The sequence below is a fragment of the Ureibacillus terrenus genome (assembly GCF_006569205.1).
Classification (GTDB): Bacteria; Bacillota; Bacilli; order Bacillales_A; family Planococcaceae; genus Ureibacillus; species Ureibacillus terrenus.
Map to the genome: position 1 here is coordinate 96,270 of NZ_VIGD01000003.1, position 16,863 is coordinate 113,132.

General features: G+C 43.9%; 17 protein-coding genes. All 17 read right to left on the bottom strand.

Translation table 11 applies throughout. The features are described from left to right. Window positions 1–21: 21 nt before the first annotated feature. Window positions 22–678, bottom strand: a complete 657-nt coding sequence (locus FKZ59_RS03445; RefSeq protein WP_141601346.1) for a YIP1 family protein — start codon at window positions 676–678, stop codon at window positions 22–24. 142 nt (window positions 679–820) lie between these two features. After that, on the bottom strand, window positions 821–1,777 hold the full coding sequence (locus FKZ59_RS03450; RefSeq protein WP_141601347.1) for a PhoH family protein: 957 nt from the start codon (window positions 1,775–1,777) through the stop codon (window positions 821–823). A 2-nt stretch (window positions 1,778–1,779) separates the two neighbouring features. Then, complete coding sequence (locus tag FKZ59_RS03455; protein WP_181733165.1) at window positions 1,780–2,907, bottom strand: sporulation protein YqfD; 1,128 nt, start codon at window positions 2,905–2,907, stop codon at window positions 1,780–1,782. Then, window positions 2,891–3,145 (bottom strand): hypothetical protein, encoded by a 255-nt coding sequence (locus tag FKZ59_RS03460; RefSeq protein WP_141601349.1) that lies wholly within the window; start codon window positions 3,143–3,145, stop codon window positions 2,891–2,893. Before FKZ59_RS03460 ends, FKZ59_RS03455 begins: the two co-directional genes overlap by 17 nt. Before the next feature lie 57 nt (window positions 3,146–3,202). Then, a complete protein-coding gene (locus tag FKZ59_RS03465; protein ID WP_141601350.1) occupies window positions 3,203–3,634 on the bottom strand; it encodes a hypothetical protein in 432 nt (143 codons plus the stop codon). A 32-nt stretch (window positions 3,635–3,666) separates the two neighbouring features. Next, window positions 3,667–4,659 (bottom strand): flotillin-like protein FloA, encoded by a 993-nt coding sequence (gene floA, locus FKZ59_RS03470; protein ID WP_281279183.1) that lies wholly within the window; start codon window positions 4,657–4,659, stop codon window positions 3,667–3,669. After that, entirely contained in the window at window positions 4,656–5,984 is a 1,329-nt protein-coding gene (locus tag FKZ59_RS03475) for an NfeD family protein (RefSeq protein ID WP_141601351.1), read from the bottom strand. Before FKZ59_RS03475 ends, floA begins: the two co-directional genes overlap by 4 nt. Window positions 5,985–6,268: 284 nt before the next feature. Then, a complete protein-coding gene (rpsU, locus tag FKZ59_RS03480) occupies window positions 6,269–6,442 on the bottom strand; it encodes a 30S ribosomal protein S21 (protein ID WP_141601352.1) in 174 nt (57 codons plus the stop codon). Between the two features lie 105 nt (window positions 6,443–6,547). Beyond that, window positions 6,548–7,201, bottom strand: a complete 654-nt coding sequence (deoC, locus tag FKZ59_RS03485) for a deoxyribose-phosphate aldolase (protein WP_141601353.1) — start codon at window positions 7,199–7,201, stop codon at window positions 6,548–6,550. Between the two features lie 157 nt (window positions 7,202–7,358). After that, window positions 7,359–8,690, bottom strand: a complete 1,332-nt coding sequence (mtaB, locus tag FKZ59_RS03490; RefSeq protein WP_141601354.1) for a tRNA (N(6)-L-threonylcarbamoyladenosine(37)-C(2))-methylthiotransferase MtaB — start codon at window positions 8,688–8,690, stop codon at window positions 7,359–7,361. 15 nt (window positions 8,691–8,705) lie between these two features. After that, window positions 8,706–9,446, bottom strand: coding sequence for a 16S rRNA (uracil(1498)-N(3))-methyltransferase (locus tag FKZ59_RS03495; RefSeq protein WP_141601355.1), 741 nt, complete (start codon window positions 9,444–9,446; stop codon window positions 8,706–8,708). Window positions 9,447–9,492: 46 nt separating this feature from the next. Then, window positions 9,493–10,431, bottom strand: coding sequence for a 50S ribosomal protein L11 methyltransferase (prmA, locus tag FKZ59_RS03500; protein WP_141601356.1), 939 nt, complete (start codon window positions 10,429–10,431; stop codon window positions 9,493–9,495). A 34-nt stretch (window positions 10,432–10,465) separates the two neighbouring features. Then, window positions 10,466–11,620, bottom strand: a complete 1,155-nt coding sequence (gene dnaJ / locus FKZ59_RS03505; protein ID WP_141601357.1) for a molecular chaperone DnaJ — start codon at window positions 11,618–11,620, stop codon at window positions 10,466–10,468. 377 nt (window positions 11,621–11,997) lie between these two features. Further along, window positions 11,998–13,824: a molecular chaperone DnaK gene (dnaK, locus tag FKZ59_RS03510; protein WP_141601358.1), complete on the bottom strand. Its 1,827-nt coding sequence runs from the start codon at window positions 13,822–13,824 to the stop codon at window positions 11,998–12,000. A 41-nt stretch (window positions 13,825–13,865) separates the two neighbouring features. Further along, the gene (gene grpE, locus FKZ59_RS03515; RefSeq protein ID WP_141601359.1) at window positions 13,866–14,519 is read right to left on the bottom strand and encodes a nucleotide exchange factor GrpE; all 654 of its coding nucleotides are present in this window, start codon (window positions 14,517–14,519) and stop codon (window positions 13,866–13,868) included. Window positions 14,520–14,541: 22 nt separating this feature from the next. Beyond that, window positions 14,542–15,567 carry a heat-inducible transcriptional repressor HrcA gene (gene hrcA, locus FKZ59_RS03520; protein WP_141601360.1) on the bottom strand — a complete coding sequence of 342 codons (1,026 nt, stop codon included), beginning with the start codon at window positions 15,565–15,567 and terminating at the stop codon, window positions 14,542–14,544. A gap of 88 nt (window positions 15,568–15,655) precedes the next feature. Further along, window positions 15,656–16,798 carry a radical SAM family heme chaperone HemW gene (gene hemW / locus FKZ59_RS03525; protein ID WP_141601361.1) on the bottom strand — a complete coding sequence of 381 codons (1,143 nt, stop codon included), beginning with the start codon at window positions 16,796–16,798 and terminating at the stop codon, window positions 15,656–15,658. Window positions 16,799–16,863 lie beyond the last annotated feature (65 nt).

Consider the following 16,863-nt stretch of genomic DNA (forward strand, 5'->3'; position numbering starts at 1 on the left):
GACAGTCCCATACCGATTTTCTCATATAAATAGGGCAATTCCAATTAAAAAAACCATAATAATTGCGATGAATCCAATAATAAGACCTACAACGATTGTGAACAGGAGCAGTGTAAAAAATGCTTTCCAGTTTGAAAATTGATGGATTTCGGCAATCGCTGCGATTGAAATGACAATAGCCCAAATGGACGTAACAAATATGGCGAGATTGCTGAGTATTGAAAAGAAAGAAAATCCTTCTCCAGGATATAAAAAGCTGTTTGAATCGATTAAGAACCAAAGAAGATAAATCGGAATTAAAACGATGGACGGCAATGCACTTAAAGCGATCGCTTTAAAAATTTGCTGGTATGTTCCTTTTCCCGCAAACAATTTTCCAAAGAGCCAAATTCCTAAAGCGGAAAAAGCGTTACTGATGACAGCGATGAATGGAGAAGCAATCACCGAGATTAAAATAAGCGCCCAAATAGGGATTTCCGGAAAAATTTCCGGATCATAACTTGAAAAGAATGTGCCGAAATACCCCAAATATAAAATCAAGAATACAAATAAAAGGCTTTTTTCTTGGACTACATAACGGGCCGTTTTCTTGGGATGCATCCAAACGGAGAGAAATGGATTGACTTTCTCGATTGTCGCCGCTTCAATTACTTCGTTCGTTTCCTTTGTTTCATTCATTCAATAACCTCCTAGAAAAATCTTACTCTTTTAGTAAATCATATTATATCCATATAACTCAATAGGAAAAAATAGCCAATTGATGTGAGAAAAATCACACCAATCGGCTCATTTTTCCATCATATTTGGCGGCTTTCCATGTTTATTGCTCTTCTTCTTTGTAGGCTTGAATGATTTTAGAAACAAGCGGATGCCTTACAACATCTCCTGCTTCCAAATACGTAAAATTGATGTCCTTCACATTTTTCAATACCCGTTCGGCGATGATGAGCCCGGATTCCACTTTCTTTGGCAAATCGACCTGGGATTTATCACCGGTGATCACCATTTTGGAACCGAAACCGAGTCGGGTCAAAAACATTTTCATTTGCATCGGGGTTGTATTTTGCGCTTCATCCAAAATGACGAACGCATCATCCAATGTACGGCCCCTCATGTACGCCAACGGAGCGATTTCAATTGTCCCCCGCTCAATCAGGCGCTGCGTATGCTCCGTACCATAAATGTCGTGAAGCGCATCATATAACGGCCGAAGATAGGGATCGACCTTCTCTTTTAAATCCCCCGGCAAAAATCCGAGCGATTCCCCCGCTTCTACAGCCGGCCGTGTCAAAATGATCCGCTTGACCTGTCCATTTTTTAAAGCCTGTGTTGCCAACACGACCGCCAAATACGTTTTTCCTGTTCCCGCAGGTCCAATAGCGAAAACTAATTCATGGGAACGAATGGCCTCTATGTACTGCAATTGACCAATCGTTTTCGCACGGATCGGCTTCCCTGTATAAGTTCTCGCTATTTCCGCATTGTACAATTCGGAAAAATATTCGATGGTGCCCTTATTCACCATTTTAATGGCGCTGACGACATCCCTCAAATCAATGTTGATGCCTTTTCGAATAACTTTTAAAAGCTCTTTCAATAAGGTTGCCGCTTTTTTCTTCTGTTCGGCCTCCCCGATGATCTGGATGGTTTCTCCGCGGGTAATGATGCGGCAGTTGAACGTTTCTTCAATGAGCTTTAAATTTTTATCTCCCATTCCAAGAAGCATCACTGCTTCATTCGGATTTTCCACATGCAACTCTGTCATTTCTTCCGCCATATCTAATCTCCTTGATCAATAGGATATTCTTTCGCAATATTCTCGTTTACCAAAAACAGGACTTTCCCTTTTACTTTATCATCATCGAATGTAACGTGCAAAATATTTTCTTTCTTGATTCTCGTTTTTGGAGGCAGCGATTGCAAAATTTTTTCGTGCAATAGAGGCAAGATAAATGAGTCGATGTGTTGTTCGGAGAGTTCTTGTACAGTTGAGATATAGTTTTGGGTTTTTTTGACTTCGATATAATTTGAAATCCACTTTGGCAATTTGACTTCTTGTAACGATTGTTCTTTCCCCTTCTCTCCATTATTTTTGAATCCAATCGTCCACTTACTTTCAGTAGCAGAAATAAATTGCACTTTTCTCGGAATTTCAAAACTCGTTTCTAGCCAATAGTCGGCAAAAACTTCTCCCTTCGCACCAACGGCCAAATATTCTTCCTCCCCAACCTGAATGACCCCCGATACAAGAACATCCCCTTGGTAAACGGTCATATTCGGCATCACTCTGCGCTCGCCGCTGGTAATGTTGAAATGGGTGATGACTCCGCTTTTAGCGGCAATTAAATGATAGAGCCGGTCACTTTTATTTTTTTTAATTTCCGTAATTGGCGCAAGTTGGGGAACAATGGTGATGCTGCTTCCTTTTTTGATGATATGGACCCAGGATAAGTCGCGGATTTCTTCCATGATGGTTTGTCTAATTTCATGATCCGATACAAGGCGGCGCTTTAACAAGGGCTGATTCAATTTTATTTTTTCCTTGATCACTTTTTCCACTTTTGCCTCGAGTTCAGGCGTTTCCGCTTCCACATCCACATCCCAGACAAACTGTGAGCAAATGATCGGAATCATTACCATCAACGCTAATCCGACGATGGTCCAGCCGGTTTTTTGAAAAATTTTTGATTCCTGCAAATACCGTATTTTCACTTTCAAATGGTATTTTTTCCGCAATTTGCGGACAGCGGCCACATCTCTTTTGGAAATTTCAAATCGCACTTCATCGTCCAAATATTCCAGTTCTTTCACTTTTACGCGATTCTCCTGCAGGCGGCGAATAAATTCATGCACTTTCTCATTGCGGGTTACGCGGATTTCCACAGGACGGCTATCGTATAATTTCATTCTCATTCACCTGACGCTTCATCTCAAAATATTTCAATTCATCAACATGTACTAAAATTTCCTCGTCTTTTAGTACATTGATATGTACTGTGCCAGCCTCGATCGTCACGAGAAAACCTTCATAATAAAACTTGCAGTGATGTTCGGATGCTTCCAAAAATTTGTAGTCACCGATTATACGTAATTGGCGGCAATTCAGCATTTCAATGAAGGGGTCATACTGGAATAATTTTTTCAAAAAAACTGTCCTCCCTTTGAGCAAGTATATGCTCATTAAAGGGAGGACATGAGTTGTTTAACGCTTTTTCGATTTTGGAGGGCCCAAGATTTCCTGTGCAATGACGGCATTCACCAATGCCTCTTTTGATGTCAGGAAGGACAATGGAGACTTTTCCCTGTGCATCGTTTTTTTGGGCAAGACCGTTGTCTCCTTTGGCTGTTCTTTTTTGACGGCTTGCTTGGAAGATGGGCTTGCCGGTTGCTGAACTTCCGGCTGTTTCTCTTTGATTTCGACTTTTTGCACCGTTTCTTTTTTCAGTTCCGCCGCCTCATCTTTCAATTGCTCATAAATTTCCCTTGCGAATTCGTCCAAAGTTTTGATCTCCACTTTCGGCCGGGACTTTTGCGGCCGTATAGGCGGCGTGGACGTTTTTTGCTGCCCTTTTGACTTATTGCTTAGATATGAACCGATAAGCCCAAATATAATGAATAATATTAATGCTTCCAAATATTCACACTCCTTTCCGGAGGAGCATCACCTTATTGCTCTTGCTGATTCTTTGTGACGTTTGCAATGGAATCTCTCATTTTCGTGTCCGCTTCGATGTTTTTATAGTTCATATAATCCATAATGCCCATATTTCCGGAACGCAAAGCTTCCGCAATCGCAAGCGGGATTTGCGCTTCCGCTTCCACCACTTTCGCTTTCATTTCCTGGGTTCTTGCCACCATTTCCTGTTCTTTCGCCACGGCCATCGCACGGCGCTCTTCCGCCTTCGCCTGGGCGATGTTTTTGTCCGCCTGCGCCTGCTCGATTTGAAGTTCGGCACCGATGTTTTTGCCGATATCCACATCGGCAATATCGATGGATAAAATTTCAAATGCAGTTCCGGCATCCAATCCTTTTTTCAATACCGTTTGGGAAATCAAGTCCGGATTCTCCAACACTTTCGAATGGGATTCGCTGGAACCGATTGTGCTGACGATACCTTCCCCTACACGCGCAATCACTGTATCCTCACCGGCACCGCCGACAAGACGGTCCAAGTTGGCGCGCACAGTAATTCTCGCTTTCGCTTTTACTTCAATCCCATTGAGGGCAACCCCTGCAATGAACGGAGTTTCGATGACTTTCGGATTAACGGACATTTGAACCGCTTCCAATACATCGCGTCCTGCCAAGTCGATGGCCGCCGCCCGTTCAAAAGACAGCTCGATGTTAGCGCGATGCGCCGCAATTAACGCATTCACCACCCGATCGACGTTACCGCCGGCCAAGTAATGGGATTCCAATTGGTTGATTGTCACATCCAATCCCGCTTTATGCGCCTTAATCAACGGATTGACAATTCTTCCCGGAATAACGCGGCGCAAGCGCATCCCGATCAACGTCAAAATGCTGACGCGGACACCCGCTGCCAAAGCGCTGATCCACAGGCCAACCGGCACAAATGTAAAGAATACCGCGAGAACAATAATCAATAAAACCAGGCCAATAATCGTCGAGATGAAGACTCCATCCATAAACATCATTCTTTTTCTCCCTCTTTCTCTTTGATTTCTCTTACAACAATGCGCGAGCCTTCCACTTCAATGACTCTCACTTTTTTGTCGGCATCAATATAATTTCCTTCCGAAACCACATCGATTCGTTCATCATTTATCAAAACCGTTCCGGAAGGGCGCAATGGGGTGAGCGTAATTCCTTCTTTCCCGATCAAATCAATGCGGTTGACATTGGATACATAACCTTCTTCCGACGTTGTAGCATCCTTCAATACGAGTTTACTAAAGAGATGCAGGTTCTTTCCGAAAAACTTCACTAATATCACCATTCCTATTATGGCAATCGCCAATGCTATGATAATCGAGTAAGCCATGTGAACGACGCTTTTGCCGGCAAATAAAAGGCTGATGACCATGAGCGCACCGCCTATGACGCCTAAAACACCTCCGGGAACAATAAGCTCGGTGATCAACAAAACAAATCCGATGATAAAGAGAATGAGCGTTTCAAAACCTGCCAATCCGGAAACGATATGGCCGAAGAAAAACAATGTCAATGAAATGATGCCGATTGTTCCCGGCACTCCAAATCCGGGCGAAAACAGTTCGATGGCCAAACCCAGGGCGGCAATCGTCAATAATAGTGTTACCACAACGGGGTTTGTCAAAAACCTTGCGAGCTTATCAAAAAAGGTTTCATGAACCGTCGAAACGTCGCTGCCTTCCAGCCCCGTTTCCGCCAGCAGTTCCTCCAGATTTTGGACTGTACCATCGGAATACTTCACCTGATAGGCTTCATTTGCTGTTAAAGTCAGCAGTTTTCCCTTAGGGCTATTCATTTCGGGCAAATCCGCGCTGGCATCCGCCATCGCCCGGGCATAAAGGGGATTCCGGTTGGCTGACTCTGCTGCTGCCTGCATGTTCTTGATCCATGCGCTATTTGCTTTCTCGCTTGCGGCATTTCCATTCAAATCAATAATTTGCGCCGCCCCCATTGTTGCATTGGGCGTCATATAAATCTCATCCGCATGAAGTGCAAGATATGCCCCGGCCGAAAGAGCCCTGGAGTTAATAAAAGCAATAATTTTTGTCGGTGTTTCATCCATTAATTTGCCGATATCATACGCAACATCCACATAGCCCCCAGGGGTATGTAATTCCAATATGATTGCACGCGCTTTGTTTTCAGTTGCTTCTTGAAAGGAGCGTTTTAAAAATTGCAAAACCCCCTGGTCGATTTCATGGTCGATTGGAATGTGGTATACTTTTTCTTTTGCAAAAGCGCCTGTAGGCCATAAGAAAAATAGAGCCGCAAAAACAAAAATCCACCGCAAAATGCCTGGCTTACCCATGTTCCCCCTCCTTCCCTTCAAAACATTGTTAATAGCTATACGAACAAAGTGTAAAAAATGTTTCAAATTTTTCATATTTCTGCTTATCTATATTGTACCTGAAAATTCTCCGGGATTCCTCATGCATATTTGTCAAACCTTTGTAAAATCTCTTGCGTTGGAACCGGCAAAAATAAAACCCCTGTATTTGAGTTTTCAATCAAATACTGGGGCGTTATTGGCTGAAGTGTATCTTACGCGTGTTACGAACGAAGGGATAATTTAATTAATGGACATTAATTAGACTACCACTTACGTTTACGTGCAGCTTCAGATTTTTTCTTGCGTCTTACGCTTGGTTTTTCATAATATTCGCGTTTTCTGTATTCTTGGATTGTACCGTTTTTAGATACTGTTCGTTTGAAACGGCGAAGAGCATCTTCAAGTGTCTCGTTTTTTCTTACGATCGTTTTAGTCATTCCTTATCCCTCCTTCCGAACACACGTCAATACACGGTAAACATGCGTTTTAATGTGTACCTGAAAAGTATATCGTAATGTAAAATGGAAGTCAATAGTAAAAAACTACAATGTTTCATTTATTATTTTGACGCCGCTGCTTGTACCAATACGTTCCGCACCGGCCTCGATCATTTTCTTCATATCAACAAAACTTCTGATTCCGCCTGAAGCTTTCACGCCAATTTGCTCTCCAACGGTTTTGCGCATCAGCGCCACATCTTCCGCTGTCGCCCCCGCCGTTGAAAAACCGGTAGAGGTTTTAACGAATGCCGCGCCGGCTTCCACCGCCAATTGACATGCTTTAACTTTTTCTTCCTCCGTTAACAGGCAAGTTTCAATAATCACTTTGACCAATCTGCCCGCCGCGGCATCCACCACTTGACGGATCTCTTCCTTCACCCGTTCATAATCACGCGTCTTAAGGAGCCCTATATTGATGACCATGTCGATCTCATCGGCGCCGTTTTCAATTGCCTGTTTTGTTTCAAAAACTTTCGTCTCCGTTGTCGTTGCTCCGAGAGGAAAGCCGACGACCGTGCAAACTTTGACATTCGCACCTTCCAGGAAACGTTTACAGTACTTTACCCAATATGGATTGACGCAAACCGATGCGAATCCATATTTTTTTGCTTCCTCGCATAATTGTTTTATCTGCTCTTTTGTCGCATCCGGCTTGAGCAGAGTATGGTCAATGAATGCAGCATAATTCGTTGCCATCGACAGCGCCCCTTTTTCAGTGATTTATTTTGATCGATTTTTGCTTATGATAACATACGAAATTTTATCATTTTAAGGTGAAAATTGAAAACAGCCAATCCAAACAAAAAGCTGCCGAAGCCACAAACGGCCTTCGGCAGCCACTGGACACAATCCATCATTGCATTTGCTCTTCCAACACGCGCACAAATTGGCCCTCATTGTATGGATAACCGGATTTTGTAATTTTCACTTTCACCAATTTCCCAATCAAATCCGCCGGCCCTTCAAACACTACCCGCAGATAATTGTCCGTATATCCTGACAGCATGTTTGGACCAAACTCTTTTGCGTGTTCTTCCGGAATGACTTCCAAAACATCCCCTTCAAATTGGGAAGCATATTCTTTCGCCAATTGGTCGTTCAATTGAATCAGGCGATGCACCCGCTCATTTTTCACTTCTTCAGGAATTTGGTTTTCCATTCTTGCAGCCGGCGTTCCTGTCCGTTTGGAGTATGGAAACACGTGCAGTTCCGCAAATTTATATTCCTTCACAAAGTTGTACGTTTCCATAAACTCTTCTTCCGTTTCCCCCGGAAACCCGACAATCACATCGGATGTAATCGCGACATTGGGCAACGCTTCTCTGACTTTATTTAATCTTTCCGCAAAGAACGCCATTGTATATTTTCGGCGCATGCGTTTCAATACCGTATCGGAACCGGATTGAAGCGGGATGTGCAAATGGCGGACAATGATATTGGATTCGCGCAAAACATCAATGATTTCGTCTGTAATCTGGGATGCTTCAATGGATGAAATGCGCAACCGTTTGATGCCTTTCACATTCGCTTCAATGTCACGAAGCAGCTGTGCCAGATTGTAATCTTTGAAGTCTTGGCCATAGCCGCCGGTATGGATGCCTGTCAGCACAATTTCCAAATACCCCGCATCCACCAAAGCCTGAGCCTGTTTGATGACCGCCTGCGGATCGCGGGAGCGCATGAGACCCCTTGCCCATGGAATAATGCAGAAGGTGCAGAAGTTGTTGCATCCTTCCTGTATTTTTAATGAAGCGCGGGTACGGTCCGTGAAATACGGGACATCCAATTCTTCAAAGACACGGTTTTTCATAATGTTATGTACGGCATTGATCGGCTGTCTCTCTTTGCGGTACTGTTCAATATAATCAAGCATTTTTGCCCGATCCTGCGTACCGACCACGATGTCCACACCCGGGATTTCCATAATTTCCGCGGGCGATGTTTGCGCATAGCAGCCTGTCACGCAAATGACCGCATCCGGATTTTTGCGGATGGCTCTGCGAATCACTTGACGGGATTTTTTATCCCCTGTATTTGTAACCGTACATGTATTTATCACATAAACGTCTGCTTGCTCTTCAAAATCGACACGTTGATAGCCATGTTGTTTAAACAATTGCCAAATGGCCTCGGTTTCGTAATGGTTGACTTTGCAGCCTAACGTGTGAAATGCCACCGTTTGCAAGGCAGTACACCTCTTTCATTCAAATTCATAGGATATGGCAGAAAGCACATATAAAGGCGCCGTTTCTGCCCGCAAGATTCTTGGGCCTAAAGCAACAGGCATGGCTCCATGTTCCTTCATGGCCTCGATTTCTTTCCTTGAAATTCCGCCTTCTGGCCCAAAAATAAATAAAATCGACTTCGACTCACTATCATACACTTTTTTCAGCTGTTCCGCAAATCTTGTGCGCTTCCCCTTGGCCTCTTCCTCATCAGCCACGAACACTGCATCATAAGATGAAAAGGATTCCAGCAGTTGTCGGAATGAAAGAGGTGGCGAAATCAGCGGGACAAACGTCCGTTGGGACTGTTCCGCCGCTTCCTGCGCAATTTTGGACAATCGTTCGATTTTCCGGCCGCTCTTTTTTTCATCCCATTTCGCAATGGAACGTTCTGCCACAAAAGGGATTAATGCATGCATGCCCAATTCCGTCCCTTTTTGGGCAATGAATTCCAGCTTGTCCCCCTTTGGCAATCCGCAGGCAATATCCACTTGAACGGGCATTTCCGTGGAAGGAACCGTTTCACCCGTTTGTTCCGCGACCACTTCCTGCCCGACGGAAAGAATCGAGCACACATAAGCGGTGCCGTCGTTGACAACAACGATTCGATCCCCTTTTTTCATGCGCATGACTTTCGTGATGTGATGGGCCGGTTCGCCGACAATCGTTATCTGCTTCTGTCCGTTAAAAGGTTCGTTGATAAAATATCGCTGCATTCCGTCCTCCTAAAAGAAGGAGTTGCCTTGCCGACAACTCCGAAAATTATTTTTTCGCAATGATGGATACCCAATCTTCCAACATCAGAACTTCTTCAACGGCAAATCCCGATTTTTCAAGGGCGCTTTTCACTTCTTCTTTTTTTGCCCTGATGATTCCGGAAGTGATAAATGTTCCGCCCGGTTTCAGTACTGCATAGGCATCATCGGTAAACGTCACAATCACTTCAGCCAAAATGTTTGCGACAACAATATCCGCTTCCCTCGTTTCAACCTTATCCAATAAATTTCCTTCATGGACTTCCACAATCTTGTCTACATCATTTAATTTGACGTTCTCGGTTGCCGCCTTGACCGCAATCGGATCCAAATCAAGCGCAATCACTTTACCGGCTCCCAACAGCGCGGCTCCGATGGATAGAACTCCCGAACCGGTGCCTACGTCAATCACGATATCTCCAGGCTTCACCAATTTTTCCAATGCCTGCAGACACATCACGGTCGTTGGATGGGTGCCTGTGCCAAAAGCCATTCCGGGATCCAGTTCAATAATGATTTCATCCGAATTTTTCGGCTCGTAATCTTCCCATGTAGGGACAATGGTGAACCGCTCTGAAACTTTGACCGGATGATAGTATTGCTTCCATGACGTCGCCCAATCCTCTTCGTTCACTTCACAAGTGGTCAATATATTTTTGCCGATATTGATATTGAAATTTTTCAAGTTGGCGATTGCAAGTTTGATCTCCTCGATGGTTTCCGCCAGGAAGCTGGAAGCAGGAAGGTAGGCTTTGACGATCACCCCTTCGGCCGGATAATCGTCCGGATTGAGCTCGTAGATTTCCCCGAATTGATTTTCACGATTTTTCACGATTTCTGATGAATCTTCAATCACCACTCCGCTTGCCCCAGCTTCATGGAAGATATTCGAAACGGCTTCAACCGCTTCATTTGTCGTCAGCACCGATAATTCAGTCCATTTCACTTGCAATCACACTCCAATTTTTCCTCTTCATTCTTTATTTTGATTCACCTTTGAACGTTTTTTTTATCTTGTCAAATAAAGAACTTCCTTGTTCTTCCGGAATATCGCCGCTGATTTCGGCGAATTCACGGAGCAATTGTTTCTGGCGTTCTGTTAAGTTTGTTGGCGTAACCACTATGACATTCACGTATTGGTGTCCCTTGCCGTAGCCATGGATATTTTTTACGCCTTTATCTTTGATTCGGAATTGGGCGCCGGATTGAGTGCCAGGCGGTATTCTAAGTTTCACTTTTCCATAGATTGTCGGAACTTCAATCTCATCACCCAACGCCGCCTGCGGGAAGGTAATTTTCAGATCGTAGTAAATATCGTCGCCTTTTCGTACGAAGTATGGATGTTTGCCAACACTGAAAACAATATATAGATCCCCTGGAGGGCCGCCGTTGATGCCCGGTTCCCCTTGGCCGGCCACGCGCAATTGTTGGCCGTCATCGATACCGGCAGGGATGGTAATTTTAATTTTCTTCCGTTTTTTCACTCTTCCTTTTCCGCCGCAGACCGTACATTTTTCAACAATTATTTTACCAGTTCCGTGGCAGTGGCCACAAGTTCGTCGATTGACAATACGGCCCAATGGTGTGTCAATTGTTTGACTGATTTGTCCTGTACCGTTACATCTGTCGCATGTTTTTGGACTTGTTCCAGGTTTTGCTCCTGTTCCGTGGCATGTTTCACATTCTTCTTCGCGAGGAATTTCAATTTCCGTCTGTTTACCAAATACCGCATCTTCGAAAGAAATGTTCATGCGGAATTGCAAGTCGTCCCCTTTACGCGGTGCATTCGGATCTTTTCTTCGTCTTGAACCGCCAAAGAAACTGTCGAAGATATCTTCAAAGCCGCCGAAACCTCCAAAACCTCCGAAGTCTCCAAAATCGCCGAATCCTCCTCCGCCGCCAAAGCCGCCTTGTCCATTTACGCCGGCATGGCCGAATCGGTCATATTGGGCGCGCTTTTGGTCATCGCTTAACACTTCGTAGGCTTCATTGATTTCTTTGAATTTTTCGGCGGCATCAGGTTCTTTGTTGAGGTCGGGATGGTATTTTTTCGATAATTTCCGATATGCCTTCTTTATTTCATCCTTAGTGGCATCTTTGCTGACGCCAAGGACTTCATAATAATCGCGTTTCATACCTCACACTCGCTCTCTTTTACATAAGGTCTATTTTATCATATATGCTGAAATAATAGTGAAAGTTCTTTCAAACTTTCGATTATGATTTTGTCCTTGCCGCACCGCTTCTTATTAATTCCACATTTTTGGAAGCGTGCGCGAAAACTGCGTAATCTTGAAGTTTGCCAACAATTGTCCCCTATTCATGGAAAAAGTCAAAGACCAATAACGGCTTTGACTTCATCCGAACCATCTATTCAAACAACGAACAGTTCATGAATATGACAAGCCATGTTGATAAAGAAGGGGAAAGGCGGGTTGCGAAGGAGGGTTGGTGGGTGCTCTGGATGGAACCGCCTTTCCTTTTATCAACATGGCGAATTAACAATTTTTAATCATTTATCATCTTTTACTTCTTCAAAGTCTGCATCCACTACACCGTCGTCTTTTTTGCCTTCTCCCTGGTTATCTTGGCTTCCTTGCGCCTGTTGCGCGGCTTGCTGATAAACTTTTACAAGCAATGGCTGAAGAACGCCTTCAAGTTTTTGTTTTGCAGACTTGATGTCATCGATAGAACCTTCTTTTAAGGCTTTGGATAGTTCTTCTTTCGCTTCTGTTACAGATTTCTTTTCATCTTCAGTGATTTTATCGCCCAAATCTTTGAATGTTTTATCCACTTGGAACACTAATTGATCCGCTTCATTGCGAAGTTCCGCTTCTTCTTTTCGTTTTTTATCCGCTTCGGCGTTTTCTTCCGCTTCTTTGATCATGCGCTGGATTTCTTCTTCTGTTAAGCCGGAGTTGGATTGGATAACGATTTTTTGTTCTTTTCCTGTTCCAAGGTCTTTCGCACGCACAGATACGATTCCGTTTTTGTCAATGTCGAATGTAACTTCGATTTGCGGAACACCGCGTGGAGCAGGTGGAATGTCCGTTAATTGGAAACGGCCCAATGTTTTGTTGTCTGCAGCCATTGGACGTTCACCTTGCAGAACGTGAATGTCTACAGTTGTTTGGTTGTCAGCGGCAGTTGTGAAAATTTGCGATTTGGATGTCGGAATGGTTGTATTGCGTTCAATCAATTTTGTAAAGACGCCGCCCATCGTTTCGATACCCAATGAAAGCGGTGTTACGTCCAAAAGCACGATATCTTTCACTTCGCCGGAAATCACGCCTGCCTGGATGGCCGCACCCATCGCCACCACTTCATCCGGGTTGACACCTTTATGAGGCTCATGTCCAGTTTCGCGTTTCACCGCTTCCTGAACGGCCGGAATGCGCGTCGAACCTCCGACAAGGATGACTTTATCGATGTCTTTTGCTGTCAAACCGGCATCAGAAAGCGCCTGGCGGACAGGACCCATTGTGCGTTCCACCAAATCTCTTGTAAGCTCTTCAAATTTCGCGCGGGTTAAAGTAGTTTCAAGGTGCAAAGGACCCTCTGGACCGGCTGTGATGAATGGCAATGAAATTTGTGTAGACGTTACGCTTGATAATTCTTTTTTCGCTTTTTCCGCGGCATCTTTCAAGCGTTGCAAGGCCATTTTATCTTTTGATAAATCGATGCCATGTTCTTTTTTGAATTCTTCAATCAAATAATCCATGATTTTTTTGTCGAAGTCGTCGCCGCCGAGTTTATTATCGCCGGCAGTGGCAAGCACTTCGAATACTCCGTCGCCAAGTTCAAGGATGGAAACGTCAAATGTACCGCCACCGAGGTCGAACACCAAGATTTTTTGATCCTCTTCCAATTTATCCAAACCGTAAGCAAGCGCAGCGGCAGTCGGCTCGTTGATAATCCGCTCCACTTCCAATCCGGCAATGCGGCCGGCATCTTTTGTCGCCTGGCGTTGGGCATCATTGAAGTAGGCAGGAACCGTAATAACCGCTCTCGTTACTTTTTCGCCTAAGTAGTCTTCGGCATAGCTTTTCAAATATTGTAAAATCATTGCAGAAATTTCTTGAGGAGTGTATTCTTTATCTTCAACTTTTACTTTGTAGTCAGTTCCCATGTGAGATTTGATGGAAAGGATTGTATTCGGGTTTGTAATGGCTTGCCGTTTTGCCACTTCCCCTACAAAGCGTTCGCCATTTTTAAATGCGACAGCGGAAGGAGTGGTACGGTTTCCTTCAGGGTTTGGAATGATTTTTGGTTCTCCGCCTTCCAATACGGCTACCACAGAGTTTGTCGTACCTAAGTCAATACCAATGATTTTACTCATATTCAATTTTGCCTCCTATTTCACACACAAATTTGAAATTCTTATTCATTTACAGAAACCATGGATGGTCTTAATACACGGTCTTTCAACTTATATCCTTTTTGCAATTCTTTCAGCACAATGCCGGATTCCTTTTCGGAATCGGACTCTTGCATGATTGCCTGATGGACATTCGGATCGAACGGTTCGCCCACAGCCGGAATCACTTCCAGGCCTTCTTTTTTCACCGCTTCGATCAAAGCGTGATAGACCATCTCTATCCCTTTATATAATGCTTTTGCATCTTCGGACTCCACTTTTACCTCAAGCGCCCGTTCAAAATTGTCAATAATCGGCAACAAATCCGTTAGAAGACTTTGGGCGCGGTATTTTTCAGCCGCCTGCAAATCAAGCTGGCTGCGTCTCCGCAAGTTTTCATAGTCGGCTCTCAGCCTTAAATACCGATCTTCATGCTCCGCTATTTTTGCTTCCAACTCGGCAATTTTCACTGTATATTCTTCCGTCGAAAGCTCTTCCGAAGAACTGTTTTCATCCGCTTTATCCGCCGCTTCCTCGATGTTTTCTCCGGCAAGAGCGGAATTATCAGCTTTGGAAGTTTCAGCTTTTTCTTCATTTGCAGCTGCTGTTTCATCAGCAGTTTCGACTTTCTCTAATGTTTCTTCCTGTTTGCTCTTGTTTTCAGTCGTTTCGGACACTGATAATCCTCCTTACTGTCCATCATTCAATTTTTTCCGATAAAGTTCTCGATAAACCTTTTCTTACCACGTCGAGCAGTGTGACGACCCGCTTATAATCCATCCGCGTCGGACCGATAATGGCAATGGCGCCGTTATGATCTTCCCCGGCAGAATAAGTGGCCGTGATGACGCTGCAGTTTACCACTGCAACATGGTTGTTCTCCGAACCGATGCGGATCGTAATTCCCTGTTTCACAGGCTGGAACAGGGAAATGACTTGATTCTTTTTGTCCATTAGATCCAATAATTGGCGGACTTTGTTAATATCATGGAACTCTGGCTGATTTAACATGTTTGTTTTGCCGCCAAAGTAAATTTTACTATCATTTTCCACAGATGCAACTTTTAACAACGATTGAATGATGGAATCAGCCATATGGACATGTTGTTTTAATACTTCGTACGTTTCTTTTTCCAATTTTGTATGAAGGTGAATCAACGGAACTCCAATAAGACGTTCATTCAATATATTTACAGTTTTTTCTATATCTGAAGAATCAAAGCCTTCAGGCAATGAAATCACTTTGTTTTCTACATGCCCCATATCTGTCACGATAATTGCGACAGCTGTTTGTTTCGAAATAGGAATAATTTGGAAACGCTTGACGCGATGATCCGTTACGCTTGGGCCCAATAAGATTGCCGTATAATTTGTCAAATCGGAAAGAATGCTTGCGGCTTCCCAGATAATTTGCTCAACTTCGACCTTCTGTTTTTCAAAGACGGATTGTATCATTTGAATCTCTTCGACGGACATGCGCATTGGTTGCAACAAATGGTCAACGTAATAACGGTATCCTTTTTCGGAAGGAATGCGTCCTGAAGACACATGCGTTTTTTCTAAATATCCAAGTTCCTCCAAATCCGCCATTTCATTGCGGATTGTGGCAGGTGAATAATTGATTCCTTTTTTCTTTGAAATTTGACGTGATCCTACAGGCTGAGCAGATGTAACAAAATCATCAACAATTACCCGCAAAATTTGCAATTGACGCTCAGTTAACATAAAACCACCTCTGTTAGCACTCGTTTGCAGAGAGTGCTAATGCTATAATTAAATTAACAAAACAATGAATTGGTGTCAATGAAATAACCTACTCGCACAATAAAAATTGCCGAAACACCTCATTGCCCAAAAAGCGCCCTTTTTTCGTCAACCTTATCCTTCCCTCATCTTCCGTCAGCAATCCTTCATTGACCAGTTCGCTGATAATGCCTCCATATTTTTCTTTCATGGAAAAGCCCATTTTCTGTTCGAAGCGTTCGAAGGAAACCCCTTCATTTTTCCGAAGCCCCAAAAACATTTCTTCTTCGCATTTTTCCATTAAGGTCACTTCATGTTGATGGAGAATCGGCAATTGTCCCATATTGACCGCTTGCAAATATTTTTTGATCGGACCATGATTGGAGTAGCGTATGCCTTTGATATACCCGTGGGCCCCGGCACCAAAACCGGCATATTCGTCATTATCCCAATAAATTTTATTGTGGATGGATTGATAGCCGTCCTTTGCGAAATTGCTGATTTCATATTGATGGAGCCCATTCATTTCCATTTTGTCCATCAACATCTCATACATTTTCGCCTCTGTTTCTTCTTCCGGCAAATGGAGCTTTCCCCTCATGTATTGTATGTAGAAAACCGTTTTGGGCTCCACAATCAGTGAATAGGCGGAATAGTGGGGCAAATTCAATGCAAGGGCCTTTTCCAGGGTGTCTTCCCACTGTCCGTCCGACTGCCCCGGAAGCCCATACATCAAATCGATGCTGATATTTTCAAATCCCGCTTTGAATGCATCGTCAATTGAACGATAAACTTGATCAATCGTATGGGTTCTGCCGAGCCGGCGGAGGAGCTGTTCGTCAAAAGATTGAACCCCCAGGCTCAAGCGGTTTACTCCCCCGTTTTTTAAGACCTTTAATTTCTCGATGGTGAGCTCGTCCGGGTTAGCTTCTGCGGTAAATTCCATCACGTCGGTTGTCAAATGTCCGCCAATCAGTTCAAGAAGACGTTCGAGTTGGCTTGGTGAAAGGGCTGTCGGAGTGCCGCCCCCCAAATAGATCGTTTCTATATTTGAAAACTGTTCCGGCGATCGATTCAAAGCCATCGCAATCTCTTTCCCCACCGCTTCGATATATTCATCGACCGGCTGATTGCGAAAATATACTTTATTGAAATCGCAGTAATTGCAGATTTGGTGGCAGAAAGGAATATGGATGTAAACCCCCCGAACCATTCGATCCCTTCTTTCCTATTATTATCTAACTATTGTACATTTTCATCCGTAAAATTCAAAGAAAA

What these genes read in the sequence shown, in the direction of transcription:
- FKZ59_RS03445 (WP_141601346.1), bottom strand. Translation starts at nt 678, where the DNA reads ATGAATGAAACAAAGGAAACGAACGAAGTAATTGAAGCGGCGACAATC.
- FKZ59_RS03450 (WP_141601347.1), bottom strand. Translation starts at nt 1,777, where the DNA reads ATGGCGGAAGAAATGACAGAGTTGCATGTGGAAAATCCGAATGAAGCA.
- FKZ59_RS03455 (WP_181733165.1), bottom strand. Translation starts at nt 2,907, where the DNA reads ATGAAATTATACGATAGCCGTCCTGTGGAAATCCGCGTAACCCGCAAT.
- floA (WP_281279183.1), bottom strand. Translation starts at nt 4,659, where the DNA reads ATGATGTTTATGGATGGAGTCTTCATCTCGACGATTATTGGCCTGGTT.
- FKZ59_RS03475 (WP_141601351.1), bottom strand. Translation starts at nt 5,984, where the DNA reads ATGGGTAAGCCAGGCATTTTGCGGTGGATTTTTGTTTTTGCGGCTCTA.
- rpsU (WP_141601352.1), bottom strand. Translation starts at nt 6,442, where the DNA reads ATGACTAAAACGATCGTAAGAAAAAACGAGACACTTGAAGATGCTCTT.
- deoC (WP_141601353.1), bottom strand. Translation starts at nt 7,201, where the DNA reads ATGGCAACGAATTATGCTGCATTCATTGACCATACTCTGCTCAAGCCG.
- FKZ59_RS03495 (WP_141601355.1), bottom strand. Translation starts at nt 9,446, where the DNA reads ATGCAGCGATATTTTATCAACGAACCTTTTAACGGACAGAAGCAGATA.
- dnaJ (WP_141601357.1), bottom strand. Translation starts at nt 11,620, where the DNA reads ATGAAACGCGATTATTATGAAGTCCTTGGCGTCAGCAAAGATGCCACT.
- dnaK (WP_141601358.1), bottom strand. Translation starts at nt 13,824, where the DNA reads ATGAGTAAAATCATTGGTATTGACTTAGGTACGACAAACTCTGTGGTA.
- hrcA (WP_141601360.1), bottom strand. Translation starts at nt 15,567, where the DNA reads ATGTTAACTGAGCGTCAATTGCAAATTTTGCGGGTAATTGTTGATGAT.
- hemW (WP_141601361.1), bottom strand. Translation starts at nt 16,798, where the DNA reads ATGGTTCGGGGGGTTTACATCCATATTCCTTTCTGCCACCAAATCTGC.